Source organism: Gammaproteobacteria bacterium (assembly GCA_013214945.1).
Taxonomy (GTDB): domain Bacteria; phylum Pseudomonadota; class Gammaproteobacteria; order Enterobacterales; family Psychrobiaceae; genus Psychrobium.
The window spans coordinates 168,845-193,580 of sequence record JABSRT010000005.1 but is presented as its reverse complement, the minus strand read 5'-3'; the positions used below and the strand labels follow the sequence as shown (position 1 = coordinate 193,580).

General features: G+C 43.0%; 24 protein-coding genes. 15 read left to right on the top strand and 9 right to left on the bottom strand.

Annotated elements, in window-relative coordinates:
- Positions 1 to 122: 122 nt before the first annotated feature.
- Together HRU23_05220 and HRU23_05215 are read left to right on the top strand one after the other, a co-directional pair.
- Positions 123 to 1,988, top strand: coding sequence for a methyl-accepting chemotaxis protein (locus tag HRU23_05220; protein ID NRA53525.1), 1,866 nt, complete (start codon positions 123 to 125; stop codon positions 1,986 to 1,988).
- Between the two features lie 144 nt (positions 1,989 to 2,132).
- The gene (locus HRU23_05215) at positions 2,133 to 2,621 is read left to right on the top strand and encodes a DUF1456 family protein (GenBank protein ID NRA53524.1); all 489 of its coding nucleotides are present in this window, start codon (positions 2,133 to 2,135) and stop codon (positions 2,619 to 2,621) included.
- A gap of 153 nt (positions 2,622 to 2,774) precedes the next feature.
- On the opposite strand, the gene add is transcribed toward HRU23_05215, so the two are convergent.
- Together add and HRU23_05205 are read right to left on the bottom strand one after the other, a co-directional pair.
- A complete protein-coding gene (gene add, locus HRU23_05210; GenBank protein NRA53523.1) occupies positions 2,775 to 3,776 on the bottom strand; it encodes an adenosine deaminase in 1,002 nt (333 codons plus the stop codon).
- A 54-nt stretch (positions 3,777 to 3,830) separates the two neighbouring features.
- Complete coding sequence (locus tag HRU23_05205) at positions 3,831 to 4,283, bottom strand: GNAT family N-acetyltransferase (protein NRA53522.1); 453 nt, start codon at positions 4,281 to 4,283, stop codon at positions 3,831 to 3,833.
- A gap of 377 nt (positions 4,284 to 4,660) precedes the next feature.
- Between HRU23_05205 and HRU23_05200 the strand changes: the two genes are divergently transcribed.
- From HRU23_05200 to HRU23_05190, 3 genes are all read left to right on the top strand, one after another.
- On the top strand, positions 4,661 to 5,341 hold the full coding sequence (locus tag HRU23_05200; GenBank protein ID NRA53521.1) for a SapC family protein: 681 nt from the start codon (positions 4,661 to 4,663) through the stop codon (positions 5,339 to 5,341).
- A gap of 233 nt (positions 5,342 to 5,574) precedes the next feature.
- Positions 5,575 to 6,105, top strand: coding sequence for a DUF2132 domain-containing protein (locus HRU23_05195; GenBank protein ID NRA53520.1), 531 nt, complete (start codon positions 5,575 to 5,577; stop codon positions 6,103 to 6,105).
- A gap of 267 nt (positions 6,106 to 6,372) precedes the next feature.
- Positions 6,373 to 7,197 carry a transporter substrate-binding domain-containing protein gene (locus HRU23_05190; protein NRA53519.1) on the top strand — a complete coding sequence of 275 codons (825 nt, stop codon included), beginning with the start codon at positions 6,373 to 6,375 and terminating at the stop codon, positions 7,195 to 7,197.
- Between the two features lie 192 nt (positions 7,198 to 7,389).
- Here HRU23_05190 and HRU23_05185 read toward each other — a convergent pair whose 3' ends face one another.
- The gene (locus HRU23_05185; protein NRA53518.1) at positions 7,390 to 7,614 is read right to left on the bottom strand and encodes a hypothetical protein; all 225 of its coding nucleotides are present in this window, start codon (positions 7,612 to 7,614) and stop codon (positions 7,390 to 7,392) included.
- 542 nt (positions 7,615 to 8,156) lie between these two features.
- On the opposite strand from HRU23_05185, the gene HRU23_05180 reads away from it, so the two are divergent.
- Both HRU23_05180 and glsB read left to right on the top strand, forming a co-directional pair.
- The gene (locus tag HRU23_05180) at positions 8,157 to 8,885 is read left to right on the top strand and encodes a dienelactone hydrolase family protein (protein ID NRA53517.1); all 729 of its coding nucleotides are present in this window, start codon (positions 8,157 to 8,159) and stop codon (positions 8,883 to 8,885) included.
- Positions 8,886 to 9,246: 361 nt separating this feature from the next.
- Complete coding sequence (gene glsB / locus HRU23_05175) at positions 9,247 to 10,170, top strand: glutaminase B (protein ID NRA53516.1); 924 nt, start codon at positions 9,247 to 9,249, stop codon at positions 10,168 to 10,170.
- Between the two features lie 126 nt (positions 10,171 to 10,296).
- Here the strand turns inward: glsB and HRU23_05170 are convergent, their stop codons facing one another.
- Positions 10,297 to 10,719 carry a hypothetical protein gene (locus HRU23_05170; protein NRA53515.1) on the bottom strand — a complete coding sequence of 141 codons (423 nt, stop codon included), beginning with the start codon at positions 10,717 to 10,719 and terminating at the stop codon, positions 10,297 to 10,299.
- 110 nt (positions 10,720 to 10,829) lie between these two features.
- Here HRU23_05170 and HRU23_05165 point away from each other — a divergent pair, with 110 nt between their 5' ends.
- Positions 10,830 to 11,102, top strand: a complete 273-nt coding sequence (locus tag HRU23_05165; protein ID NRA53514.1) for a hypothetical protein — start codon at positions 10,830 to 10,832, stop codon at positions 11,100 to 11,102.
- 53 nt (positions 11,103 to 11,155) lie between these two features.
- On the opposite strand, the gene gorA is transcribed toward HRU23_05165, so the two are convergent.
- On the bottom strand, positions 11,156 to 12,505 hold the full coding sequence (gene gorA, locus HRU23_05160; GenBank protein ID NRA53513.1) for a glutathione-disulfide reductase: 1,350 nt from the start codon (positions 12,503 to 12,505) through the stop codon (positions 11,156 to 11,158).
- Between the two features lie 132 nt (positions 12,506 to 12,637).
- On the opposite strand from gorA, the gene prlC reads away from it, so the two are divergent.
- The 5 genes from prlC (at position 12,638) to HRU23_05135 (ending at position 18,921) form a co-directional block, all read left to right on the top strand.
- Positions 12,638 to 14,710: an oligopeptidase A gene (gene prlC / locus HRU23_05155; protein NRA53512.1), complete on the top strand. Its 2,073-nt coding sequence runs from the start codon at positions 12,638 to 12,640 to the stop codon at positions 14,708 to 14,710.
- A 2-nt stretch (positions 14,711 to 14,712) separates the two neighbouring features.
- Positions 14,713 to 15,414 (top strand): DNA-3-methyladenine glycosylase I, encoded by a 702-nt coding sequence (locus tag HRU23_05150; protein NRA53511.1) that lies wholly within the window; start codon positions 14,713 to 14,715, stop codon positions 15,412 to 15,414.
- Positions 15,415 to 15,935: 521 nt separating this feature from the next.
- Positions 15,936 to 16,955, top strand: a complete 1,020-nt coding sequence (gene dctP / locus HRU23_05145) for a TRAP transporter substrate-binding protein DctP (protein ID NRA53510.1) — start codon at positions 15,936 to 15,938, stop codon at positions 16,953 to 16,955.
- A gap of 105 nt (positions 16,956 to 17,060) precedes the next feature.
- Positions 17,061 to 17,609 (top strand): TRAP transporter small permease, encoded by a 549-nt coding sequence (locus HRU23_05140; GenBank protein ID NRA53509.1) that lies wholly within the window; start codon positions 17,061 to 17,063, stop codon positions 17,607 to 17,609.
- A complete protein-coding gene (locus HRU23_05135) occupies positions 17,599 to 18,921 on the top strand; it encodes a TRAP transporter large permease subunit (protein NRA53508.1) in 1,323 nt (440 codons plus the stop codon). The genes HRU23_05140 and HRU23_05135 overlap by 11 nt, the downstream gene beginning before the upstream one ends.
- 71 nt (positions 18,922 to 18,992) lie before the next feature.
- Here the strand turns inward: HRU23_05135 and HRU23_05130 are convergent, their stop codons facing one another.
- Both HRU23_05130 and HRU23_05125 read right to left on the bottom strand, forming a co-directional pair.
- Complete coding sequence (locus HRU23_05130) at positions 18,993 to 19,928, bottom strand: LysR family transcriptional regulator (GenBank protein NRA53507.1); 936 nt, start codon at positions 19,926 to 19,928, stop codon at positions 18,993 to 18,995.
- 122 nt (positions 19,929 to 20,050) lie between these two features.
- Positions 20,051 to 20,395 (bottom strand): hypothetical protein, encoded by a 345-nt coding sequence (locus HRU23_05125; GenBank protein NRA53506.1) that lies wholly within the window; start codon positions 20,393 to 20,395, stop codon positions 20,051 to 20,053.
- Between the two features lie 168 nt (positions 20,396 to 20,563).
- Here HRU23_05125 and HRU23_05120 point away from each other — a divergent pair, with 168 nt between their 5' ends.
- Positions 20,564 to 21,331 (top strand): class I SAM-dependent methyltransferase, encoded by a 768-nt coding sequence (locus tag HRU23_05120; GenBank protein NRA53505.1) that lies wholly within the window; start codon positions 20,564 to 20,566, stop codon positions 21,329 to 21,331.
- A 43-nt stretch (positions 21,332 to 21,374) separates the two neighbouring features.
- Positions 21,375 to 21,794, top strand: coding sequence for an HIT domain-containing protein (locus HRU23_05115; protein ID NRA53504.1), 420 nt, complete (start codon positions 21,375 to 21,377; stop codon positions 21,792 to 21,794).
- 274 nt (positions 21,795 to 22,068) lie between these two features.
- On the opposite strand, the gene HRU23_05110 is transcribed toward HRU23_05115, so the two are convergent.
- Positions 22,069 to 22,842, bottom strand: coding sequence for an NRDE family protein (locus HRU23_05110; protein ID NRA53503.1), 774 nt, complete (start codon positions 22,840 to 22,842; stop codon positions 22,069 to 22,071).
- A gap of 64 nt (positions 22,843 to 22,906) precedes the next feature.
- On the bottom strand, positions 22,907 to 24,637 hold the full coding sequence (locus HRU23_05105) for a permease (GenBank protein ID NRA53502.1): 1,731 nt from the start codon (positions 24,635 to 24,637) through the stop codon (positions 22,907 to 22,909).
- Positions 24,638 to 24,736 lie beyond the last annotated feature (99 nt).

Here is a 24,736-nt window from a genome sequence, read left to right as displayed (position 1 = left end):
ACACTGAAAATAACATAGAAATTAAGCGTAATTGTCTTAATCGACTTTTAATGCTCGGTGTCGCCTGATGCTATTTTTTGTCGCAGGCAATCGCTTCTTAAACCATGATAACAGCAGGATGTATGATGATTTTTAAATATCAACTTGGCTTTAAAAGTAAGCTGCGGCTAGTAATAATTTTGGCCTTGGTCGGTTTCACGGTTCTTTCTGGCATTTCATTTAACACCCTAGAAGTGCTTAGCTCAGCTTCGCAGCGAGTCGATAAAATAAATAATAACGCTAACTTGCTAAAAACTTTGCAGCTGCAAGTATTGAACTTGCACAGTAAACCAGACGGGGCGGCGTTACAGCAATTAATTCCAACATTTGACGATAAGCTACAATCGTTACAAGGTGAGCTTACTGGCACCGAAGCTGAAGTTATTGCTGATATCAAAAAATCATTACAAGCTTGGGTTGAGCATAAACAGCAATGGCAACAACAAAAAGAGCTATTGGGAGTTGGGCCAGGACAGGGTTATCGTCAAGTGCTAAGCGATAAAATGGAGGCGATTAAAAGCTCAATGTTTTCAACGTTTGCCAAACATTGGCGTAAGTTTGAAGTGGGCGTCGATGCCTATCTTGAGCATCGTGGACCAGAGCAGCGCCAACAAGCTTATGCAGGTTTAGAAATCTTTGAAGCCGAAACAAAAAGAATGTCGTTCGATGATTATTACGGCGATAAAGTGGCTGAAGTTAAGGTTGCGCTATCTGCTTTAGTCGACGCCATTTCGGGCATGGCTGAACAACAAAACCAGGCCGATTTAGCTTATCAGACCTTTGCATCTGGCATTGAAAGTTCGAATATTTACCTGCAGAATCAGTTACTGTTGGCGCAAACCAACGCACAAGAGGCGAATGCGCAAGCTAAGTTATTAATCTTAGGGGTGTGTATTGGCGTGGCTTTATTGGTCGTGGGTTTTTTAATTCGGATTAGTCATGACGTGGTAACGACCTTAGAGAATATGTCTCAGGTTTTGTATAAATTAGCCGATGGCGATTTAACCCAACGTTTGGCGGTTAACGAAGCTCGCAACGATGAGCTAGACAAAGTCGGCATGGCCGTTAATAAAATGACATCAGCACTGAGTGAAGTGTTAACCCGAGTTACGGACAGTAGCCAAACGTTAGATCAAGGTGCATCCGACTTATCGAGTAACTTGTCAGAAATGGTCAGCAACAATCTAGAAACAGATCAGCAAGCAATGTCGATGGCGACAGCGACAGAGCAGATCAGCTGTACTATTAACGATATGTCGCAAGCGATAGACGCTGCGCATCAGCAAGCTCAACAAGCTCATTTGTCGGCGGAACAGGGTGGTGAGGTTATCAACAGTGCCATTGGAAGTTTGAGTGAATTAAGCATAGTGTTTGATAAGCTCAATAGTCAGGTGCGAGAATTAGAAGTATCATCAAAACGAGTTGATGGCGTGATTGAGATGATCAACAGTTTAGCCGGACAAACCAACTTGCTGGCGCTTAATGCCGCCATTGAAGCGGCGCGTGCAGGTGAGGCAGGGCGTGGTTTTTCGGTTGTTGCTGATGAGGTCCGTAATCTTGCGGGTAAAACCGTGCAAGCCACCCAAGATATTGCTGACATTATCGGTGAAATGCAAAATGGTACCCAGTCGTTATTACTGGCCATGGACGAGGGCAGTCAACACGTTAAGCACGGTAGAGATTTAGGCGATAAAGCGGCAACCGCGGTCGAACAAATTAAATTGCTGGTGCAAGATGTGACCGAGCGTAACAAAGAGCTGTCGGTTAATATTGAAGATGTTTCTGAGTCTACGACCATGATTGCTAAAAGCATGGACAGTGTCGCAGCTAATGTCTCGAACAATAAAGAACAAAGTCAGGTAATTGAGCGTTATGTTAATGATACCAGTGAAAAATCAACCGAGCTGTTGATGATGACCAAGCGTTTTCGTTGCAGCCCTGTCGCCTAAGCTAACGCTGGAATTTAATAATAATAGCGCCACTGGGCGCTGTTATTCTTTTAGGGTATTGAGCAATTCACAGTTTTAGGTGCCATTGTTAGATATTAAACCGTTATTGTGGTAATTTAGCGACCTAAATTTTTGGAGTTAATTATGATCAACAACCTAGTATTACGCCGTTTACGTTACGCACTTAATTTACGTGAAAGCGAAATGGTGAAAACTTTTGCTTTTGCCGATTATGTAATGAAACCAGCAGCGATCAGCGATTTGCTAAAGAAAGAGCTAGAAGCGGGTTTCGTTGAATGTACTGATGTGGTACTTGAGCGTTTTCTTGATGGTCTAATTATCCAGCGACGCGGTGTTAAAGAAGGTGCAGGCCCTTATCAGCCAAGCACTGAGACTGTGCGTTTAAATAATAATATTATTTTGAAAAAGCTACGCATTGCGTTAGAACTGCATGAAAAAGATATGCTTGAAATCATGAAAATTGCTGACTTTAAATTTACTAAGTCAGAATTGGGTGCATTCTTTAGAAATCGCAATCACCGCAACTACAAGCCTTGTGGCGACCAAATGATGCGTAACTTCTTAATGGGTGTGTGTGAAAAATACCGTCCAGGTGAAGATAAAAAAGCGTAATTATTCGGTAATTTAGACACTAAAAAGGCAGCCAAATGGTTGCCTTTTTTATGTTCAGGACGAACGGTATATCGCGGTGACAGGATGTCAAAGAGCGATGATGTTAACGACTAAATGGATTTAGGAGTTAGAGCGACGCAGGACGCCAAACCCTTAGCGCTTGTTACACTTGTCGATTAACTGTTGTTTTTCCTGCGGCGACAAGTAAGCCATTTTCAGACCATTTTGTTGCAATTGCAGCAACTCATTATCCGTTAGGCCAATCATCTTAGCCGCTTGGTTATATTCATAACCAATCTCAATGTCGCTAACACCGGGATCATCAGTATTAAGTGATACTAACAAGCCGTGTTTTAAAAACTGCTTAATCGGGTGCGCTTGATAGCTTGCGACTGTGCTGGTTTGAATGTTACTAGTTGGGCAAGACTCGATCCCAATTTGGTGCTGGGCCAGATAATCCATTAACTTAGGATCTTCAATCGCTTTAACCCCGTGGCCAATGCGGTTAGCACCCAGTTGCTCAATCGCATACCAAATAGCTTCAGCCCCAGCCGCTTCACCAGCGTGCGCGGTAATTTGCAAACCACTGTCGCGGGCTTGCTTAAATTGGTTTAAAAACAGGTGGCTTGGAAAGCCTAGTTCGTCACCGGCTAAATCGACAGCAACCAACTGATCTTTCTGACTTAACAAGGCATCTAATTCAACCTGACAAGCGTCAACGCCAAAGGTACGCGACAAAATACCAATCAAGTTAACCTTCACATCAAAGTCTGCTTGGCCTTGCTTTATGCCTTCAACCACAGCTTCAACCACGCCTTGAGCATGTAATTTATGGCTCATCGCCATATAACCTGGGCTAAAGCGTAATTCGGTATAGTCGATGCCTGCATTGAAGGCGTCTGCCACATTTTCATAAGCAACGCGGCGCACTGCTTCATAATCGCCCAAAACGCCAACCATCCAATCGAGTTTACTTAAAAAAGCCACTAACGACGGTTCTTTTTCAACGACTTGAACGTGGGGTTTTAACGCAATTAGGTTGTTAGCTGGTAGCTTAACATTAAAGGTTTGTGCTAAATCGAGAATGGTTTGCAGCCGAATATTACCATCGAGATGGCGGTGAATATCGGTAAGAGGAATGCTTTTATTTATCATTATATTGTCCTACATCGCTATATTATTTGAACTACTGATCCGAACGGGTAGCTGTTATTTTTTAATCATAGCAACTATTTTACGCCCTTGTTGCTGGTAAGCCCTAAACCTTTGCGCCAGCTCACAAGGTAAATTGTCATCGGCGATCGGTTCAAAACCTAAGCGCAAATAAAAGAGTTCAAGATGGTTAAGCGCAAAAGTATAACAAGGTGATTGTTGATTAACTAATGCTTCGATTAGCTGCGAGGCAATGCCTTGCTGGCGATAATTATCGTCAACATAAACACCGGTTAATAAGTGGTATTTATTGACTATCGGTGCCAGACGAGCGACCGCGATAATGACGGCGGTAGATGTCGCACTTTTTGCTGTTGAGTTGTCTCGGGCAACCCACACCATATCACCGCCACTGGCTTTGGCTCGGGCGCCCACTTGTCGATAAAACTTATTGGCTAGCGGCAGTTTTATCGCGGGTAATTGTTGGTAATTTATATCTGAATTTGTCAAGTTATTCTTCGGCAAGATTGGTCGGTGTTTTTAAGGGAATAATTTTTATTAAAATATTTAAAACCTGTTATACCAAATGGTAATCGGTAAACCTCAATCTTTGATTATACACAGTTTTATTTTTATATTTTTTTTTTAACCAATGTCCGTTTTTTGTTTTAATATGAGATTGTGTTAAAAACGACCGAATTGCCGTGTTGAAGTATTGGAATAATGGGTGCGGATTGTTACCATCGAATTATAATCACCTAATATCTGCATATTTTGGTTGGTTGTAAAGTAATTGAAGTTTTTTAAAGTAGTAGGTGTTACCTAAGATAAAGTTGGTTTGTTTAGCCTCTAAATAATTTATAACGCACAGATAGAGAAAAGCTTGCATGAAAGAGTTTATTTACTATAAAAAGCCAGTCTTATTAAATAGTGTACACCACTGTAATTACTGGTTAGTGCCTATTGCTGGTAACTATACCTACGCAAAAAACACTAATAGCGTATTGATTAATGTAGATGAGTTCGTCAAAGTGGCGAGCCAGTGCGCCATTGTATTTACTCAGAACTGCGAATCGTCGATTCAGCCAATGGTATTGCTAGGCACTAAAGCTGGTGAAAATGATTGGATTGATGCTCAAGGGAGATGGATTGGTCGCTATATTCCTGAATTTATTAAGTTGTATCCATTTGTTCTGTCAGCAAGCCATGAACAAGCCAAGCTAAACGTATGTATTGATGAGGCGTACGCAGGTTTCTCTCGGCTACCTAAATCTGGCTCCTTGCCGCTGTTTACTGAAAAGGTGCAGGGGCCTGCGTTGAAGCAGGCGATGAAAACTTTAATTAGCTTTCAGCATTCGAGTATTAAAACTGCAGCTTGGGTGGCGAAGCTGCAGCAACTGGAGTTACTGATGCCTCTTAGTTATAAAGGCGATAAAAATAACCTTTGGGTGATTGATGAGCGCAAGCTACAAAAAATGGATGATCAGCAAGTTGTATCATTATTTCGCCATGGTGAATTAGCGTGGATATATAGTCATTTGTTATCATTGTTTCATTTATATAAATAATCAGAACACTAACTAAACAGCCAGAGGTTTTGGTGACAATAAAGCTAACCTAATTCTAAGCAATGTATTTATTTCAGCTGATTTTTTCATTAAATACTAATAACTTTGGGAGTCCAATTTTTTACTGTTGCTCTGCTTTCCCGTCCGGCCTATCAACTAGCGCATTGAGCGCTATGTTGTCTTAACGTCAGCAGGTATAATAACGCCATTATCCCCTTTTGGTTGGACTCCCTATGACGAATAATAACGACGGTAATTACCAAAATAACCCACTGCACGGCGTTGGCTTAGAAGCGATGTTGGTTGAACTTGTTGATCACTACAGTTTTGAAATTCTTTTTGCTTACTTAAATATCAATTGTTTTAAAAACAAACCAAGCATTGAGTCTGCCAATAAGTTTTTAAAGAAAACCGTGTGGGCGCGTGAAAAAGTTGAAGCATTTTATTTGTATCAATTAAAAAGTTTACCGCGTGCCTCTGATTCGCAGTTTGAATTACCACCGCGTGACCGCACCATGCCAATCGAACAACAGCCGGGCACCCCTGCCGAGTTAAGTTTGGAAGATGCCGAACAGTTACGTGAAGTGCGCGAAAGCAAAGCTGCAATGTTTGAACGCGGCGGTCGAACTGGGCGTCCTAACTCAGGTTCACGCCCAAGCTCAAACGCACGCTCTGGTTCTAGCTCAAGCAGACCGTCTAGCCGTTCTCACACGCCAGCTGCACCAGCTGCCGATGTCGATCCGTGGGCTAACTGGAAAAAGTAATTCCAGTATTGTTAGCGCGGATATCTAATTCGCGCTAACAATGTCACCGCTATCGACACAACCATTCATCTTATTTTGTCTCGCTTCGTCCCATCTAAAATCGCTTATCAGCAATACCGCTCCTATGTATGAAAAATTGTACTAAACTACTTTTTATTACGTAACGCTGCGCTCAATTAGAGTCGCCAGCTATTTCCAACAACTAGAATTTTACTCACATCATAAATTACAACAGTTCCAATAGTCACAGGTTTAAATGACGGAGCAATGCAATTGAATAAAACTCACTACATTATTTTACTCATTAATGTTGCAGCGATCGCCTTGAATACTCAAGCGAGCCAACCCGAACCCCCTGTGTTGACCGTAAAACCTCAGACTGATGCTTTTGAATTAGTTGTCAGCGCAGCAGTCCCGATAACGTTGTTCTACAACAGTCAGCAAAAACCAAAGGCTTGGACCAATCAACGGGGGCAAGCTAAAGGATTTGCCTTCGATGTAGCGGCAGCAATTTTAAGCCAGGCAAAAATTAAATTTATTGCCAAAGGGGTCCCGTTTAATCGTGGCTTAGAGCTGACAAAAAAATGTGAAGGCCTGATGACCGGGGTATTCAAAAACAAAGAACGGCAAAAAAGCTTAAGCTACTCATTGTCGATAGTGCCAGATAAGGCGGTGGTTGTTACCCGAGCCGATTCGAGCTTTGAGTATAAAAAAATGAGTGACTTAAACGATAAACATATAGCCTACTTACGTGGTGGAACATTTGGCGATGAGTTTGAGCAGGCCGTTGGTAAATTTACAGTAGCAACGCTGCAGGAACCAACGACAATGCTAAAATTATTATTAAAAGGTCGAGTGGAGGTGGTGATTTTAAATCCTGGACGTGCGACCGTCGAATATGCAGCTCAGAATGCTGGCATCGATATGGATCAATTAAAAATCGCGCCAATACCGTTGGCACTAGTGGACAATTACCTCGTATTTTGCAATCAACAACCCAAAAAAAATCAACCGATGCTGCTGCGAATAAACGCCGCAATAACCACGCTAAAACAAAATGGTCTGATCGACCAAATTATGGCTGGCTATTAAGAGCGGTGGATCAAATAAATAATCCATAACAACTACTCAATAATGATATAAGGCTCGCTGAATTTTTTATTCATGCCGTGCCTAATGCCAGCGTAAATATTTTATTCAACCAGCAAGGTGCTGAAATAGCTGGAGTTACTTCGCTTGGTACCACTTACGACTAACTAAATTTGGGTAAGCAGTTTCAAAGTTCTATGCTTCTTCTAAAGGAACAGGAGGTAGGTCTGTACTTTCAGGTGGTTCTTCACCACCTGAAGGGCCATCAGAACGCTCGCTTTGTACTATTTTACCGGCAAAGCAGCCAATAAATGCATTTTCACCCGGGCCAGCTGAATGGTAGTGGTAACCTCGTGTTTCATCACTGTGGCCACGACATTGATCTAAATCGGTTGCTTCTTCACCGTCTTTATTCAACATGGTATAAATTGTAAAACCATCGAGTACATAACCAAAAGCGCCGCCATGGCCGTCGGCTTAAAATTCAACACTAGAGCAAGATCCATCGCTGTGGTAATGATAGCCAGGAACAGGCTTTACATGATTAGCGCAGTCGTTAGAAGCTGCAATGGAGAAGGTACTTAAGATATTTTCAGTTGGATCCGCACCGTTCTCACTCGATTTACAACCGGTAAATAGTAGAGATACGCCTATGGCAAGGCTGGTTGTTAGCATCATTTTCATTAGTAAATCTTATATAAATAAAATCAAAAAATAGCAAAGTAATATTTTATAATTAGTATGATTTCAGGCGGCTAAACCGCAATTGAAACGATTGGTTAATTTACCATTTTATTGCGCTAAAACTATGTGAAGAGTGTGTTGAATAATGGATAAATAAGGCGTAAAAAGAAGATGAAAGGTTGATTATGTCTGCGATATTTTTATTTCTTGAACGACTATTTTATAACTTCGGTTAATTGGAGTGAGATAGTTATTCTAACGACACGAGGGTATTACCAATGAAAGCATTATTGTTAGGTTTATTAATTAGCATATCTTGCGCGGCGCAACAGGTTACTTATCAAGTTGATGGGCAAGACTATCAAGGATATTTTGCTAAAGCACTGGGTGGCTCCAAAGGCAGTGTTTTGCTGATACACGATTGGGATGGATTGACCGATTACGAAGAAAAGCGTGCCGATATGCTTGCTGAGCAAGGTTACAATACTTTTGCGGCAGATCTCTACGGTGCAGGAAATCGTCCCGTTGAAACCAAAGCCAAAAAAGAACAAACGGCTAAGTTATATAAAGATCGTAAAAAGATGCAGCGCTTAATTTTAGCGGCGATTACTGAGTCAAAAAAATTAAGCCAAGATGAGATGGTGGTAATGGGTTATTGCTTTGGTGGTGCGGCAGTTTTAGAGCTTGCTCGTTCAGCAAAAGCGCCGGACGTAAAAGGCTATGTAACCTTTCATGGTGGTTTAGCTACACCTGAAGGACAAAATTATAATAATTTAACTGCGCCACTTTTTATTGCTCATGGTGGTGCTGACACCGCGATCCCATTGAGCCAGGTCGCAGACTTAGGTGCTAAACTTGAAGCCGTAAATGCAGATTATGAAATTCAAATCTACTCTGGTGCCCCCCACGCATTTACAGTCATGGGATCGAGGCGTTACCAAGAAGTAGCAGATAAAAAATCATGGAATGCATTTTTAAATTTTCTTGAGCACAACTTGAATAAATAACCTGCTCTTGCTACGTGAAAACGCCTTGCTAGCACGGATGCTGGTACTTAAATTATGCGCTTGGCTTCAATGTGTTACAAAACTATTATCCATACCTTCGGTTAAGCCAAGGCGTCACCAACAGTTCGAAAACAAATTGTTGGTTGTACTTAAACTCATTTATTAACACCTGACGGGTCTTTTGATAACAAGGTGCCAGAGAGATAGATCCTAATTACAGCGCGTTAACACATATTCCCTCTTGATTTTTTTTCATCGGTTTTAAGTTGTTTTTGCTGACAGAGCTAACTCGATTGGACTTTACTAATAAACGTGTTTATTGTGCTGCTACCATCAGGCTCGACCAAGGCTATGTACCAGATTGAAGACGTTAAATAATACACTACTGACTAATATTCTAGAGCAAGTAAGACCTTTGCTTGGCAGCGGCAAAGTTGCCGATTACATCCCCGCATTAGCGCAGGTTAGTGGTAATAATTTAGGCATTGCCGTGTGCACTATTGACGGTGAAGTTTTTCAGGCCGGTGACTGTGAGCAGCCATTCTCAATCCAAAGTATCTCCAAGGCCCTGAGTTTGACCTTGGCTATTTGTAATTTTGAACCCGAGGAAATTTGGTCACGAGTAGGCAAAGAGCCTTCTGGCCAAGCATTTAACTCAATCATCCAATTGGAATTTGAGCATGGAGTGCCACGTAATCCATTTATTAACGCCGGTGCGTTAGTGATCAGCGATTTATTGGCCGACAAGCTCAATACGCCTAAATATTCCTTAATGGAGTTGGTACGTCGATTAGCGGATAACCCTAAAATTCAATTTAACAAGAATGTTGCCCGCTCTGAATTTCAGCATTCAGCGCGCAATAGTGCGATTGCTTATTTAATGAAAGATCACGGTAATTTTAATAATGACGTTGATAAAATTTTAGTCGATTATTTTCAAGCGTGTTCAATTGAAATGAACTGCATTGATTTGGCTAAAACCTTTAGTTATTTAGCGAATCGCGGTATTCCGGTAGGCCAAAATAAGCCGCTTATATCAGGTAAATCCTGTAAACAACTCAATGCGTTACTAGCAACCTGTGGTTTATATGACGAAGCGGGTGACTTTGCATATCGGGTTGGCATGCCAGGAAAATCTGGCGTCGGTGGTGGCATCGTTGCGGTTATTCCGGGAGAAATGAGCATTTGCGTGTGGTCGCCTGAATTAAATCCATCGGGAAATTCACTCGCCGGAATCGCAGCACTAGAATTGTTAACTGATAAATTAGACCGGTCAATATTTTAAGCGGTCATACAAATCTGGACAAGTTAGGTAGGGCGGAAAAAGCGATTGAATTTCAATTTCATTTTATGCGTCCTTCCTTTCCGTTTGCTTTATGCAATCAAGATAATATCAATTTAGCTTGCTCTATTATTCACTAAGGTTGTTATCTAGGGTTTTTAGCGAACGCAGGAATAAACCTAAACCGCCAACGGCTAGCACTAAAATCGTGATTAACTCGAACGCTGACATGGTTCGCATATGAAAACTAATTGAGGTTATCACACCAAATAACATCGCACTGATCGAACCAATCGTTAAAATCCAGCCGAGATAGTTTTTACTGTTATAAAAAATGAGACCAATACCAAAAATGAAAGGCACCATTACCATGCCAGTGGTTATGCCGACGCGTGAGCCTAGCATTGAAAAACCATAAAGATGCGATCCCATGCCAAAGCCAGACCTGACCGTAATAGCGCTGAGTAACAAATAAAAACCGCTGCACAACATAATTAAGCCAATGAAAAACTGACCAATTCCACCTGATGTGCCACCTGCACCTTTACTCATTTTGTATTCCTGCTGTTATCTCAATATTTGAACAGCGATATTAACGCACTTTTTGATGTTTGACATCGGATTATCATGGTCATTGAATTATTGATGGTAGAAATGTTTTTATGGGTATTAAATATATTATTGCCGATATTTTTGGTTCTATCTGGATGTACGACTTCATCAGAAGTTGTTCCATGAGCAGTTGTGAGTATTTAATACCGCGGTCAGAAAAAGGATTTGATACTACTGGTTCGCAAGTTAAAGCTGATGCATTAAAAGAAATCAATTTATTTTGTAGCAAAAAATATATGCAGATTGAAGTGACAAGTAAAGACATGTTCTCATTTAAGTATGATGCACAAGCAAAGTTAGAGTTTCGTTGTAAAGAGCTATAACAAGTTGATATCCCATTGCCGAGATACCAACTTTAATTTTGCTAAATCAAGCTCTAGCGCATCGTAACGAATTCTTCGCCCGAGGTTGGGTGAATCGCTACGGTACGATCGAAATCGGCTTTGGTTGCGCCCATTTTAATCGCCACGGCAAAACCTTGAATAACTTCATCGCAGTTAAAGCCAATGCAATGCAAACCAACAACTTTTTCGTCAGCTCCTGCACATACTAGCTTCATTTTTGTCGGCTGGCGGTGCTGGGTAATGGCGCTGTACATGGCGGTAAATGAAGAGTTGTAGCATTTTACATTATCGTTGCCAAACTGCTCAATGGCCGCTTGTTCGCTTAAACCAATGGTGCCAATTGGTGGATGGCTAAAGACCACTGTCGCAATGTCAGTGTAATCAAGATGGGCATCGGTTTTGTTGTTAAACAAGCGCTCGGCTAAATGACGACCGGCAGCTACAGCAACTGGCGTTAATTCAACTTTACCAGTGACATCACCCAGGGCATAAATACCTTCAACATTGGTGTTTTCAAACTTGTCTGACTCAATATAACCGCGCGCATTGGTGGTGACACCAGCCGCTGCTAGGTTAAGATTTTCGGTGACCGGGCGGCGGCCAATTGCCCACACTAGGCAGTCAATCTCAATGCTTTCGCCATTTTCAAGCGCTAGGGTCAATGAACCATCGCTATTTTTGGTGACCGATTTTGGCACGCTGTTGGTATGTAACGTTGGCCCTTCGGTAGCCATAATATCAACCAAGGTATCGCTTAACATTGGGTCGAACGAACGTAACGGTTTTGATTTTCTGACCAACAGGTGAGTTTCGCTGCCAAGGGCATGCATTACACCGGCTAATTCAACTGCTATATAACCCGCGCCCACAACGGCAACGCGTTTTGGTTGCTCTGTTAACTCGAAAAACCCATTTGAATCAATGCCATGTTCCGCGCCGACAATGTCAGGAATAACAGGGGTGCCGCCTACCGCAATAGTGATGTGCTTAGCGCGATATTGTTTGCCATCAACTTCAACCGTATTGGCATCGATAAATTTGGCGTAACCATTAATAACGGTAATTTCATTTTTTGCTAATACCCGATCATACGATTGATGAATACGGCCAATATAGGCTTCGCGCTCTTTAACCAATTGCGACCAATCAAAACCTTGGCGCTCTAATTTAAAGCCATAATCTGGCGCATAAGTTAATGCTTCAGCGATATGACCGGCATACCACATCACTTTTTTAGGCACACAACCAACATTGACGCAGGTGCCGCCTAAGGCTTTGGCCTCGATAATCGCGGCTTTTTGGCCGTGCATAGCGGCACGGTTTGCGCTGGCTATGCCGCCGCTACCACCGCCAATGGCGATATAGTCAAATTGTTCAATCATGTTAAATCCTAATAAGTAATGTGCAGAAGTTTAACTATATATAGGGGCATAAGATAAATAAAGCAAGTCGCTTGAAATCTGGCGTATTTAGCCCCATCTTGTAGATATAAACTAAACATTCAAGGATCGCCGATGACAGCTTCAGTAGAGAATGCCAACTTAACCGATAACCCATTATTTTCAATGACAGGTTTACCACCGTTTAGCGCGATTAAACCCGCTCATATCGAGCCAGCCGTTAAAGCGGCTATTGCGTTGTGTCGCGAAAAGGTTGAGCAGGTACTTAATGATAATACCGCTTACACTTGGGATAATTTGGTTGCACCTTTAGAAGAATCAGACGATAAGTTGGGTCGTATTTGGTCGCCAGTCGGTCATCTTAATGGCGTGTTAAACAGTGATGAATTACGCGTTGCTTATGAAGCATGTTTGCCACTACTGAGCGAATACGGCACTTGGGTTGGTCAAAACAAAGCGTTGTATCAGGCCTATCAGCAAATTGCTGACAGCAATGATTTTGCGAGCCTTGATGACGTTAAACAAAAAGTAATTACAGACTCTTTACGTGACTTTAAATTGTCAGGTATTGCGTTAACAGACGAGCAGCAGCAACGTTACGGCGAAATTAGCAAACGTTTGTCAGAGCTAGGTTCTAAATTTAGCAACAATGTGCTTGATGCGACTTCAGGTTGGAGCAAGTTAGTGACCGACGTTAGCGATCTTGCTGGTTTGCCAGACAGTGCGATTGAAGCGGCTCAGCACGGTGCTAAAGAGAAAGATCTTGAGGGTTATTTACTGACACTGGAATTCCCAAGTTATTTACCGGTGATTACTTATGCTGATAACCGCGAATTACGGGCCGAAGTTTATGAAGCCTTTGCAACACGCGCTTCTGACCAAGGGCCACATGCCGGCAAGTGGGACAACAGCGATATTATCGATGAAACATTGGCATTGCGTCATGAGCTGGCGCAGTTATTAGGTTTTGCGAGCTACGCCGACAAATCATTGGCGACTAAAATGGCGCAAGATCCGAGTCAGGTGGTGAACTTTTTAGAAGATTTGGCTCAAAAATCAAAGCCGCAAGCACAACAAGATTTAGATCAGCTGCTTGAATTTGCTAAAACTGAATGTGGCGCAACCGAAATTGAAGCGTGGGACTTAACCTATTACTCAGAAAAACTGAAACAGCATACTTATGCTATTTCAGACGAAGAGCTTAAGCCTTATTTTCCACAAGACAAGGCGGTTAGCGGCTTGTTTGAAGTGGTGTCACGGTTATACGGTTTAACTATTGTTGAACAGACAGAAATAGATACTTGGCACAAAGATGTTAAGTTTTACAATATTAGCGACGTGAACGGCCAGCACCGTGGCAGCTTTTATTTAGATCTGTTTGCACGCGAACACAAACGTGGCGGCGCATGGATGGACGACTGTTTAGCACGTCGGATCACCAGCGATAAAACACTGCAAAACCCAGTGGCTTACTTAACGTGTAACTTTAACAAGCCAGTGGGTGACAAGCCTGCCTTGTTTACCCATAACGAATTAGTGACCTTGTTTCATGAGTTTGGTCATGGTTTACACCACATGCTGACCCAGGTTGATATTGGCGCGGTGTCTGGTATTAATGGCGTGCCATGGGACGCGGTTGAATTACCGAGTCAATTCCTTGAAAACTGGTGTTGGCAAGAAGAGGCGCTATCGTTTATTTCTGGTCATTACCAAACGGGTGAGCCGTTACCAAAAGACATGTTAGACAAGTTGTTAGCGGCGCGTAATTACCACAGCGCGATGCAAATGATCCGTCAGCTAGAGTTTTCATTGTTCGACTTTAGACTGCATCTTGAGTTTGACCCTAAGCAGGGCGCGCAAGTGGCGCAAGTGTTGGCTGATGTTCGTCAAAAATACAGCGTGATCCAGCCGCCAGCCTTTAATCGTTTTCAGCATGGTTTCTCGCATATTTTTGCCGGTGGTTACGCCGCGGGTTATTACAGCTATAAATGGGCCGAAGTATTGTCGGCCGATGCTTTTTCTAAATTCGAGCAAGACGGTATTTTTAACCGCGAAACCGGGCTGTCATTTATGCAGAACATTTTAGAAATGGGCGGTTCGAAAGAGCCAATGGAGCTATTTAAAAACTTCATGGGCCGCGAGCCTCAGGTTGATGCTTTGTTACGTCATAGTGGTATTGGCGCTTAAACATGAGCGCTAATCATGAAACCTTTGCGGCGGTGCTAGCACGCGCTGCCGAGCGTAAAGGTGGCGAGGCCGCGTTGGCGGCTTTAGTTGAAATTCCTGTGTCTAACGAAAACATTAGTCAGTTGCCGTCAGATCGGGTCTTGGCACAAATGACCAAATCGGTGTTTAAATCAGGCTTTGTGTGGCGAGTGGTCGAAAATAAGTGGCCAGGTTTTGAGGAGCATTTTTTTAATTTTGAACTTGAAAAAATATTAATGATGCCCGACGAAATGCTTGAGCGTAAAGCGACAGATCCTAAGATTATTCGTAACCTTAAAAAAGTATTCACCATTCGTGATAACGCCCAAATGATTAAAAACATTGAGCGTGAACACGGGCCAATTGGCGCGTTTATTGCCAATTGGCCAATCGACGATATTATTGGCTTATGTGCGTTGCTCAAAAAACAGGGCAATCGCCTTGGCGGTAATACTGGCTTAAACGTGTTGCGCGGTTTGGGTAAAGACACCTTCCGTTTGTCCCACGACATTGAAGATTATATGCGCAGTCGCGATATTATTACCGGCGGGCTGCAAACAAAAGGCAGTCTTCATGCGATCCAAAATCAATTTAACCTATGGCACCAAGAAACTGGTTTGTCATTGACCGAAATGAGCATGATAGTTGCGTATAGTTGCGGCGATAATCGAGTTGGCTTCGCTTAAAGTGCGTTGAAGATATTATCTTTGGTGCTCGCTGGAGCGTCAAAGGTAAGGTTTTACAGCCATGAAATTCTCTAACCATCAGATAAATCATAAATTATTGTTTTAACTTACTTGAAATAAATGCTGGTTAGTCTTTCTTGTTTCGTTCATATCATCGTAGAATCCCCGATAATTTCACTCTCAGATCGATTATTTGGTCTTGCATAGGCATTCGATAAATTTTTACTCGAAGCTATGGCATAACGAATGTTCCATTTAACACTCGCGTATTAGGTAAAGAAAACTAAACCTTTGCGTTGATTAGGTCGAATTTATCAACCTTAATCATTATGCAATGATTCGGCCGATTTAAAAATGTAAATCGATGTTAATAAACTGATTGTATTTTGTTTTATTGATTAAACAATTACTTACTGGATTTGTCTGTGCCCTATCGCCTTCCTGCGTTGGGAGTTAAGTTCCAATAAGTTAACAACTTGTAATAAGTTGTGAGCGAATGTATTTAATAATAAGGAAAAAGAATGCTTAGTAACGTGATGAAGTTAAAGAAAAAATTATCTACAACAGCCGTGCTGATGAGCCTAGGTTTGAGCATGATTGCTGCCGATGTTGCTGCTGCTGACCATAACTGGCGCTTTAGCAACCTTTATAGTCGTGGTACTGCCTTTGGTGAGTTATACGAAAATTTGGGTAAAGACATTGAAAAATTATCAGATGGCAAAATTAAAGTTCAAGTTTTGTATTCTGGTGAAGGTGTCGGTACTGCAGGTTTATTAGGCGCGGTTAAGTCTGGTTTATTAACGATGGGCGCTCCGTTCCAGTCAATGCATGCTGGTGAATTACCTGCTGGCGTTGTTGAAATCGGTTTGCCTGGTGGCACCGATGATGCAGCTGAACTGCAGTCTTTGTTCCGCGATAAAGGTTGGGATAAAGTTTTAGAGAAAGCATACGGCTCACAAGGCATGGTATGGCTAGAACCTTACATTCAGCCAGCGGTTTACATTATCACTAAAAAGCCAATTAACTCGATTGCCGATTTTAAAGGTCTGAAAATTCGTGCGCCAGGTGCTTACGGTAAATTCCTGCGTAACTTAGGTGCTGCACCAGTTTCACTTGCTTGGAGCGAAATTTACACCAGTTTAGCGACTGGCGTTATCGACGGTTCTATCGGTAGTAACATGATTGATCACCGCGACGGTAACCACGTTGAAGTTGCAAGTTACATGTATCGTTTACCGCTTGCCGGCGCTCAGGTTCTACCTATCGTCGTTAATCGTCGTGCCTGGAAGAAATTACCTGACGATCTAAAAGCAGCAGTACGTAAAGCAACAGAGATGCATGCGCAAGCGCAGCTGACAAATTCTAAGAAATGGGAATCTGAAGCCGTTGCAGAAATGGAAGCTAAAGGCCTTAAGTGGAGCCCTGAAGCTAGCGCAGCAGACAAAAAATCCTGGGCTGATGCTGGTTTATCATTGTGGGATGAATATGCCGCTAAAGATAAATACAGCAAAGAATTGATCGAGATTCTTAAGCAAGGTTAATCTGACATTCGGCGCTTAAACTTAAGCGCCGAATCATACCAATTACATTTAAAATGTAATTGGTATCAGTCATTTTCGTTTACTTTTGCATTGTAGGACTGTTCTATGTTTACCTCGACCTTAACTGGCTACTGCCGTGGCGCTGATTTTATTGTCAAATACACGGGTATGTTGGCCGCTTGTCTGATGCCTTTTTTGGCTGGTGTCGTCGCTTTCGAAGTGTTTTCTCGTTATTTTCTGGATAGCCCGACAATTTGGGCCTACGACGTTTCATTGTTTTTATTTGGTTATATCGCCGCGCTAGGTGGCGCTTACGCGCAGCAGCAGCGAGCTCATATTAACGTTGATATTCTCTATAATAAGGTTTCGCCAACAACCAAAAGTATCTTTAATTTAATTACTTATTCACTCGCTATTTTCTTTCTACTGATTATTGTCGATCAGTGTTGGTATAAATTTGATGAAGCGATTGAGTTTGATTTTCGTCGCCAAGGTGAGTGGGCACCGCCGATGTATCATTTTTGGTTAATGATGATAATCGCCAGTGGTTTATTTATCGTGCAGTTTGTGAGAGATATGTTGTCCGATTTGTATTTTTTGGCGACGGGCCGCCAACTTTGTATAGTAAAAAAGGAGCACCTTGATGGGTATTGAGTTATTAACAGGCGTCTTGTTGCTGTGTATTTTGATATTTTTTGCACTGGGAGCACCCGTTGGGCTGGCACTTGGTGGTATTGCGATGGCTGTGGGTTACATGACCTGGGGCGAGGGCATATTTAATGTTATTCCAACCACGTTGGAAGCGACTTATTTCAGTTTTATCCTGCTAGCTATTCCATTATATATTTACATGGGCCAGTTACTGACTAAATCAGGTATTGGCGATGCGATGTTTGATGCTAGCCAGATGTTAATTGGCAAGGTGCGTGGTTCACTGGCCATTAGTGTCATTGGCGTGTGTTCGATGATTGGGGCGATGGTTGGCATTATTGGCGCTGGCATTATGACCTCGGGCAGTATTGCGCTACGGCCGATGTTAGAACGCGGTTATGACAAGCGATTAGCGCTTGGTGTAATTATGGCAGGCGGTGGTCTTGGCATCTTGATCCCACCGAGCATTCCAATGATTATGTTTGCTGCATCGACCCAAAATTCAATTGGTCGAATGTTTCTTGGCGCGATGGTGCCAGCGGTAATGATGATTATTTTACTGGTTAGTTACGTCGTTATCAGTTGTAAGCTCAACCCAAGTCGAGCACCGTTAGAAGTTACGCCAGCCGGCGAAGCTGAAAAAACGCCGAAACAAAAATTTAGAATTGCCCGCGACGGTTTGTTTGCGATTTTACTGATTGTTGCTGTATTAGGCAGCATTATTACCGGCATCGCAACGCCAACCGAGTCTGGTGCGATCGGGGTAGTGGGCGCGCTTTTATTGGCGATAGTGTTTAAGCGCTTTAAGCGAGAAATGTTTCTATCTGCCGGTTTCCAGACCGCGACTTTAGTTAGCGTTGCGATGTGGATTATCTTTGGCGCTTCGGTCTTTAGTAACTTCCATCTGTTGATGGGTGTGCAAACCATGGTTGCAAGCTTTACGGCTGGCCTTGATATGCCGCCGATAATGATCATCATTATGTTTCAAGTCATTATGTTATTGCTTGGCTTTATTATTGATGAATTTATTATTGTCTTGATGTGTGCGCCAATCTTTACCCCGATTGCCGTCGCGTTAGGTTACGATCCGATTTGGTTTGGCGTGCTGATGATTATCAATATATTGATCGCGGTTCAGACTCCACCTTATGGTTTCGCCCTGTTTTATCTCAAAGGCATTGCTCCGGCCGATGTCAGTATGGGGGATATTTATAAATCAGTGGCGCCGTTTATTATGCTTAATCTTACAGTCTTGATTTTATGTATGATATTTCCTGAGCTAGTACTGTGGTTGCCAGAGCTGGTAATGGGCTGACTAAGCTGCAGGTTATAAAAAACGGCGGTGCTTACTAAGCACCGCCGTTTTTTTTGATTATTTTATTGGTCTTAAGCGTGATTGTAATCTAAAAATATCTGTTCAATAGTTTGCATGAATAATTCTTTGGCACGGTTTTGATGAATTGATTTTTTGCAGACGACCGCCATGCCCAGAGGAAAAACTTTGTTGCTCATTGCAATCTGTTTAAGCTGGCCTTGTTCAACATAGGGTTTAGCCACCGCCTCTGGTAGAAAACCAATATAGTGACCCGATAAAATCATCGCAATCCGCGATTCATAAAAATATGAAACACCCGCCAGGCGCATATAACAGAGATTGTTATACACCTCCTCGTGTGGTTTTAATCCGGCATGAACTAATCGGGCATCATTAATCAGATCTTCGGTCAGCTGCGCTTCGCTTAAGTTAAATAGCGAGTGATCTTGGCCACAGTAGAGGTAATTATTCTCAGTGAATAAATGAACATAAGTTAGCCCCTCTAATTTCCGGTGGTAAGGAATAAAGCCAATATCTAATTTATCGTTTAGCACCTTGCCTTCTATTTCACTCATACTGCTGGTATCAATAAACAGTTCGACATCAGGTGCTTGCTCGGTAAATTGCTTAATAATTTGCGGTAACCGGGTGCGCGGGTCCAAGCTTAAGGTATCACTTAATGCGACTTTAAGTTGGCCGGTAGGGCTTGAGCTAAGGTTGTTGACGGTATTACGAAAGCCGTCGAGGTGCTCTAGCAGTTTATTGGTTTGCTCATAAACAATTGCCCCTTCTTCGGTCAATGAAAAACCGCCGCGGCCTCTTTTACACAGTATTAAATTAAGCCGAGTTTCGAGGTTAGCAATATGAATGCTGATGGTCGGACGGCTGATGTTTAGGGTGGTTTCTGCTGCGGCAAATCCACCGCAATCGACTACTGATTTGAACACCCTAAGTTGCTTGAGTTCGAAATCACTAACTTGGACTAATGAGGGTTTTATAGTGCTCATGATACTCTGCTTTTCTTCAAGGTGGCTAAGGTGATTTTCGTCTAAAATCCGCTCAGCACGAAATGGCACAACCATACCGCTAATGAGGCCGTGAAGCACCATTTTTGTTGGTTTTTAAGCGGTTAATTGACACTAATCGGTTGTCGCTGGCAGTGGCCGCTAAAAAATTGTAATGATTGCGGCGGCTCATTGGGATCAGTGGCTGAATTGGGCAACAAATTAAGGTTGGTTAGCCGATTAAACCTCAAGGTGTGGTTATTGAGCGCAACAATAGTGAGGCCGTCGAATTGTTGATAAAAAGTGAAGTTTGCGCTGGCGAAGATCTGTTGGGAGCTATCGAGTGTAAAATAATCGAGACTGTCACCTACTTTACAGCTGATATGTTGTTGCGTGGCGGCGATGGTCGAAAAACTCAAGCCCAGTAATGCTACAACTGCTAGCCGTAGGGTTGGATTAGAAATAAACATGAGATTACCTCCTAAGCAAGGAGCGATTATAGCATGTCAGCGTGGCATTAAGCCAAACGTGGGTCGGGCTTAATACTTCTCTCGAGCTGCTGGTATTATATGACTTAAGATCCCATAAGCATTAGAATAGCAGCCTATCAATTTTTCTTAGTAAGTTCAGAGTAAGTTATGAGTTATCAGTATCCGGCGATTGTCGCTGAAAATGAATCTTTGGCCGCCAAAGCTAAATTACTGGCTGAGCGCTGGCAGTTGCCATTAGTTGGTGCGGCGGATGATGAGTTTCAATTGCAGCTAACCGAGTCGCGTTTACAGCTAGTTAAACTTGATGAACCGAAATTAGGTGCCATTTATGTTGATTTTATTGACGGCGCGCTGGCACATCGCCGTAAATTCGGTGGCGGTCGTGGCCAACAAATAGCCAAGGCCGTTGGTTTAAAATCAGGGGTCAATCCGACAGTACTAGACGCTACCGCCGGACTGGGCCGTGATGCGTTTGTATTGGCAAGTTTAGGCTGCACCGTCACGATGTTTGAACGCTCACCTGTAGTCGCGGCATTACTCGATGACGGCTTGCTCAGGGCTTGTGCGGATCCTGAAATTGGCAGCTGGGTTCGTCAGCGCTTAATATTACAACACCACAACTCGGTTGAACAATTAGCGCAACTAGAGGCCAGTCACGAGATTGTTTACCTTGACCCAATGTTTCCACATCGCAAAAAGTCGGCTCAGGTAAAAAAAGAAATGCGCGTGTTTCAAAGTTTGGTTGGCAGTGATGACGACGCCGACCAACTGCTGCCACTGGCGCTAAATGCTGCGACCAAACGGGTGGTGGTCAAGCGGCCTAGTTATGCCGGTTTCCTTAATCAGCAAACACCTAGCATGCAGCTAACCTCTAAGGCCAATCGCTTTGATGTGTACGTTAAGGCGGCCATGTAAGGCGTGACCAAGGGTCATTTGTGTAATTAACCAAGGAATTTATATGTTTGAACTCGATGCCCGATTGGAAAATGACACGATTGTATTGGGCGACTTTATCGCATCGCGGGTATTAATGGCTAAAGACAGCCGTTACCCGTGGTGCATTCTGGTGCCTAAATATGCTCACATTACCGAGCTATATCAGTTACCCGATTCAGAGCAACAGCAAGTGATGCGCGAATCGGCATTTTTAGGTAAAACCCTAATGTCATTGTTTGATGGGGGCAGCCTTAATGTCGCGGCTTTGGGCAATGTAGTGGCACAATTACATATTCATCATGTTGTACGCTTTAGTGACGACCCGACTTGGCCTGGACCAATTTGGGGCGTCGGCACAGCAATACCTTTCGAGCAAGATGCACTAGAGCGACGTGCTGCGTTAATTACAGCGCAGTTAAGCGGTCAGTTAGGTTTTGTATAGATCTGTTATCTCTGAAGCGGTAACTTCATTGGTCGACGTATATAACATAAGCGCATTATAATTTAGATATCGATACAAGTTATGTAAACACGCGGTGAATATATTCCTGTACGCTCAACTTTTCGTCCATGAAAAATACGGTTTACTTCACATGCAGCGATATCTTGACCAAGCTTGGTGCTAGCTAAGTTTGTCTGGAACTTAAAATCTGTGCCGCCAAGGACGGCGGTACTTAGGTTTTGTCTGGAACTGAAAACCTGTGCTGCTATTCCAATTATTTAGAACTGTTTATCTCAGTAATAATTTCAACCTTGCCAACTACGGTGCCAGTCTTATCGTAACTGTATTCAGCCATGGTCAGTTGATTGTGGCGATCAAATAACAAAATGCTGGTGCTGCGGGTGCCATATTGCTCGCTGGTAATAAATATCGGTGCCAGCAGGCGCTCTAACTCAAGCTCAACACCAGTTTGTGGCAGGTGATGATCGGGCGCCGCTTGATTGTTTTGCATCAAGCTGACTAATTCATCGGGCGCCGGAGTCTCTGTTTGCTCAAGGTAAGTCGTTAATTGGGCGGTACCGCGTTTTATTTTAGGCCAAGGATCATTAAGCGCCGCGTTCGACAAGCCATGAACACCTTCACCAAGCGGTTCAACGATGCCACTAATATTATTAAACGCGTATAACTTGTCAATCGTGCCATAAAGTAAATTAAAACCAGAGTATAAATTGGCTTGTTGACCTAAATGCTGGCTAAACTGCTGGTCGTTTTTGGTCGAGGTTAAATAGTCGGTTACCAGTTGACCGCGGCTTGGTGCTGCAGTTTTGAGGTATTTGGCATTGCGAATATTAGTTAGAGCTGCAATCTTGCCGCTGTGATTAACCCCGAGCCAAGTGCCATTTGCTTCGAGATCTTGGCCGGCGATAATGGCTGAGTTAGGCCAACGATGCAGTTTAGCTGTGGGGCGGTGATGAAATTCATCGCGATTGGCAATAATGATTAAGGGATATTGATCGCAGACCTTATTGGCAACAAATAATACGCACATTCAACGCTCCAATTAATTTAACTTGGGCGCTATTTTAGGGTATTAATTGCTGCCTGCGCAATGCCTAATGCTTGTGACTAAATAGCTGCAGGTTTGGCAGCAGTTCAGCAATAAAAGCACGAGCGCCACGGCGTAACAGCGACCAAGAGATTAATAACACAATCATGGCTAAGCTGATTTGTTCAAACAGTGCCGGGGCGCTATGGTTGAACTCAAGCGCGGCAATGTTAATGTCACCAATGGTCAAATCAACCACTGTTGCTGCGGTGATCACCGTCGTTGGCAATAAAACCATAAAGGCGACGGTGAGTTTTTTGCCATGCTCTTTGAGCATAAAACGAATTAACTCAAGGCTAATCGTCGGGCCTAATAACATTAATACTAATGCCGAACCTGGGCTCCAGCCGCTGACTAACATCGCTGCAGCTAGTGGCGTTATGCCGGTCGCACATAAGCGGAATGGGATCGCCGCCAGTGCAATAACAAAGATGTCATACCATTGCGCCTGATGATGTCCCTGTGTTAGTAAGCTCGCTAAGATTAAACCAAGCATAATCCAGGGGGCGGTATGGTCGAGTAAATGTTCATAACCGTGGCGCAATGAATGTTGCAGTCGATTAGCCACATCTGCTTGTTTAGCCGCTGAGACCGGTTTAGATTCAGTAACCCAGCGCACCATAATCAGCGCTAAAATCATCACAATGCCGATGGCACAAAGTAATCGGACCGACGTTAGTTCCCAGCCCAGCAATGGCAATGATACCAACAAAGATTCAAATCCTAGGATCGGTGCTGAGATTAAAAATGCCAGCGCCATTGAGACTTGGGCCCCTTGTTTACGTAATAGCTGATAAGCCTTGGTTGCATCTGGAATGCAAAATGGTAAAGGCAAACCAAGTAAAGCACCGCGCAATGTTTGTAATTTAGGCGAGCCAGTAGATTTAATGTTAACCGGATGATTATCGACAAAAAAGAATTTAGTTAAGCTTGATAACGCATAAGCGAGCAATAAAAATGGCGCTAAGGTAAAGGCTAGCTGCACTAATAATTCAAGCTGGCCGTGGGCATGAGCATGGGCGTGTAACTGGCCATGTGCACTTTCTTCATGACGATCGGTCAGCAAAATAGCGCCCAAACACACTAATCCTAGTAACGAGCCAATGCCATCATAATGGGTGGTGCTTTTTTCGTGATGGTGATGGTTTTCGGCATAAGGGCGATGAAATACGACGTGTAAAACAGAGCCTGCAATAAAGCTTTCGATTAATGCGATGACTAGCGGATTAATTTCTGGTCGCCATTGGGTGCCCAATTGAGCGCCAATAAAAGTACCTGCCGCCATTAACCCTAACACTGATAAGGCAACAACCTTGCCAAAATGCGGCCGTAATAACCACCAAACCGTTAGGCCAACGGGTAGTCGGTGGGCAATAACGGCAATAATAATGGTTAACTGGGTAAAGTCTGGATCTGCGGTTAAGGCACTGCCATCGGTAATACTGTGTAATACGAGTCCAGAAACACCCAAGGCGAGCGTTGTTTTATGGGTTAATGCCGCCGCTTTATGAAATAATTTCTCGGCCAATGACGGGCCAAGCAAACCAAGCAGGGTGAACGCGATGCTCCACAGTCCGGCCTGCTCGATTGATTCGGGCAAAATATGAAAAATGACTAAACCGCCGATGACGACAAAAATGAAACCGTCGAATAAATCGAGCATATTATTTTTTTTGGCCGTAAGATTAAATAACATCGGACCGATGAAGAGGGCCAAAATACTAATGAATAATAACATCTGCGGTGGTGTCTATTGAGTAATTAGATAATGTAATACTATAACATAACACTACAAAAAATGAACAGCGTCTTTTAATCAAACGAAGCCGGAGGTGCG

Coding starts and splice junctions, on each gene's coding strand:
- HRU23_05110 (NRA53503.1), bottom strand. CDS start 22,842: ATGTGCGTATTATTTGTTGCCAATAAGGTCTGCGATCAATATCCCTTA.
- HRU23_05200 (NRA53521.1), top strand. CDS start 4,661: ATGAAAGAGTTTATTTACTATAAAAAGCCAGTCTTATTAAATAGTGTA.
- dctP (NRA53510.1), top strand. CDS start 15,936: ATGCTTAGTAACGTGATGAAGTTAAAGAAAAAATTATCTACAACAGCC.
- HRU23_05115 (NRA53504.1), top strand. CDS start 21,375: ATGTTTGAACTCGATGCCCGATTGGAAAATGACACGATTGTATTGGGC.
- HRU23_05195 (NRA53520.1), top strand. CDS start 5,575: ATGACGAATAATAACGACGGTAATTACCAAAATAACCCACTGCACGGC.
- prlC (NRA53512.1), top strand. CDS start 12,638: ATGACAGCTTCAGTAGAGAATGCCAACTTAACCGATAACCCATTATTT.
- HRU23_05180 (NRA53517.1), top strand. CDS start 8,157: ATGAAAGCATTATTGTTAGGTTTATTAATTAGCATATCTTGCGCGGCG.
- HRU23_05165 (NRA53514.1), top strand. CDS start 10,830: ATGGGTATTAAATATATTATTGCCGATATTTTTGGTTCTATCTGGATG.
- HRU23_05135 (NRA53508.1), top strand. CDS start 17,599: ATGGGTATTGAGTTATTAACAGGCGTCTTGTTGCTGTGTATTTTGATA.
- HRU23_05220 (NRA53525.1), top strand. CDS start 123: ATGATGATTTTTAAATATCAACTTGGCTTTAAAAGTAAGCTGCGGCTA.
- HRU23_05170 (NRA53515.1), bottom strand. CDS start 10,719: ATGAGTAAAGGTGCAGGTGGCACATCAGGTGGAATTGGTCAGTTTTTC.
- HRU23_05130 (NRA53507.1), bottom strand. CDS start 19,928: ATGAGCACTATAAAACCCTCATTAGTCCAAGTTAGTGATTTCGAACTC.
- HRU23_05105 (NRA53502.1), bottom strand. CDS start 24,637: ATGTTATTATTCATTAGTATTTTGGCCCTCTTCATCGGTCCGATGTTA.
- HRU23_05150 (NRA53511.1), top strand. CDS start 14,713: ATGAGCGCTAATCATGAAACCTTTGCGGCGGTGCTAGCACGCGCTGCC.
- HRU23_05140 (NRA53509.1), top strand. CDS start 17,061: ATGTTTACCTCGACCTTAACTGGCTACTGCCGTGGCGCTGATTTTATT.
- HRU23_05215 (NRA53524.1), top strand. CDS start 2,133: ATGATCAACAACCTAGTATTACGCCGTTTACGTTACGCACTTAATTTA.
- HRU23_05190 (NRA53519.1), top strand. CDS start 6,373: ATGCAATTGAATAAAACTCACTACATTATTTTACTCATTAATGTTGCA.
- add (NRA53523.1), bottom strand. CDS start 3,776: ATGATAAATAAAAGCATTCCTCTTACCGATATTCACCGCCATCTCGAT.
- HRU23_05120 (NRA53505.1), top strand. CDS start 20,564: ATGAGTTATCAGTATCCGGCGATTGTCGCTGAAAATGAATCTTTGGCC.
- HRU23_05185 (NRA53518.1), bottom strand. CDS start 7,614: ATGTTGAATAAAGACGGTGAAGAAGCAACCGATTTAGATCAATGTCGT.
- HRU23_05125 (NRA53506.1), bottom strand. CDS start 20,395: ATGTTTATTTCTAATCCAACCCTACGGCTAGCAGTTGTAGCATTACTG.
- gorA (NRA53513.1), bottom strand. CDS start 12,505: ATGATTGAACAATTTGACTATATCGCCATTGGCGGTGGTAGCGGCGGC.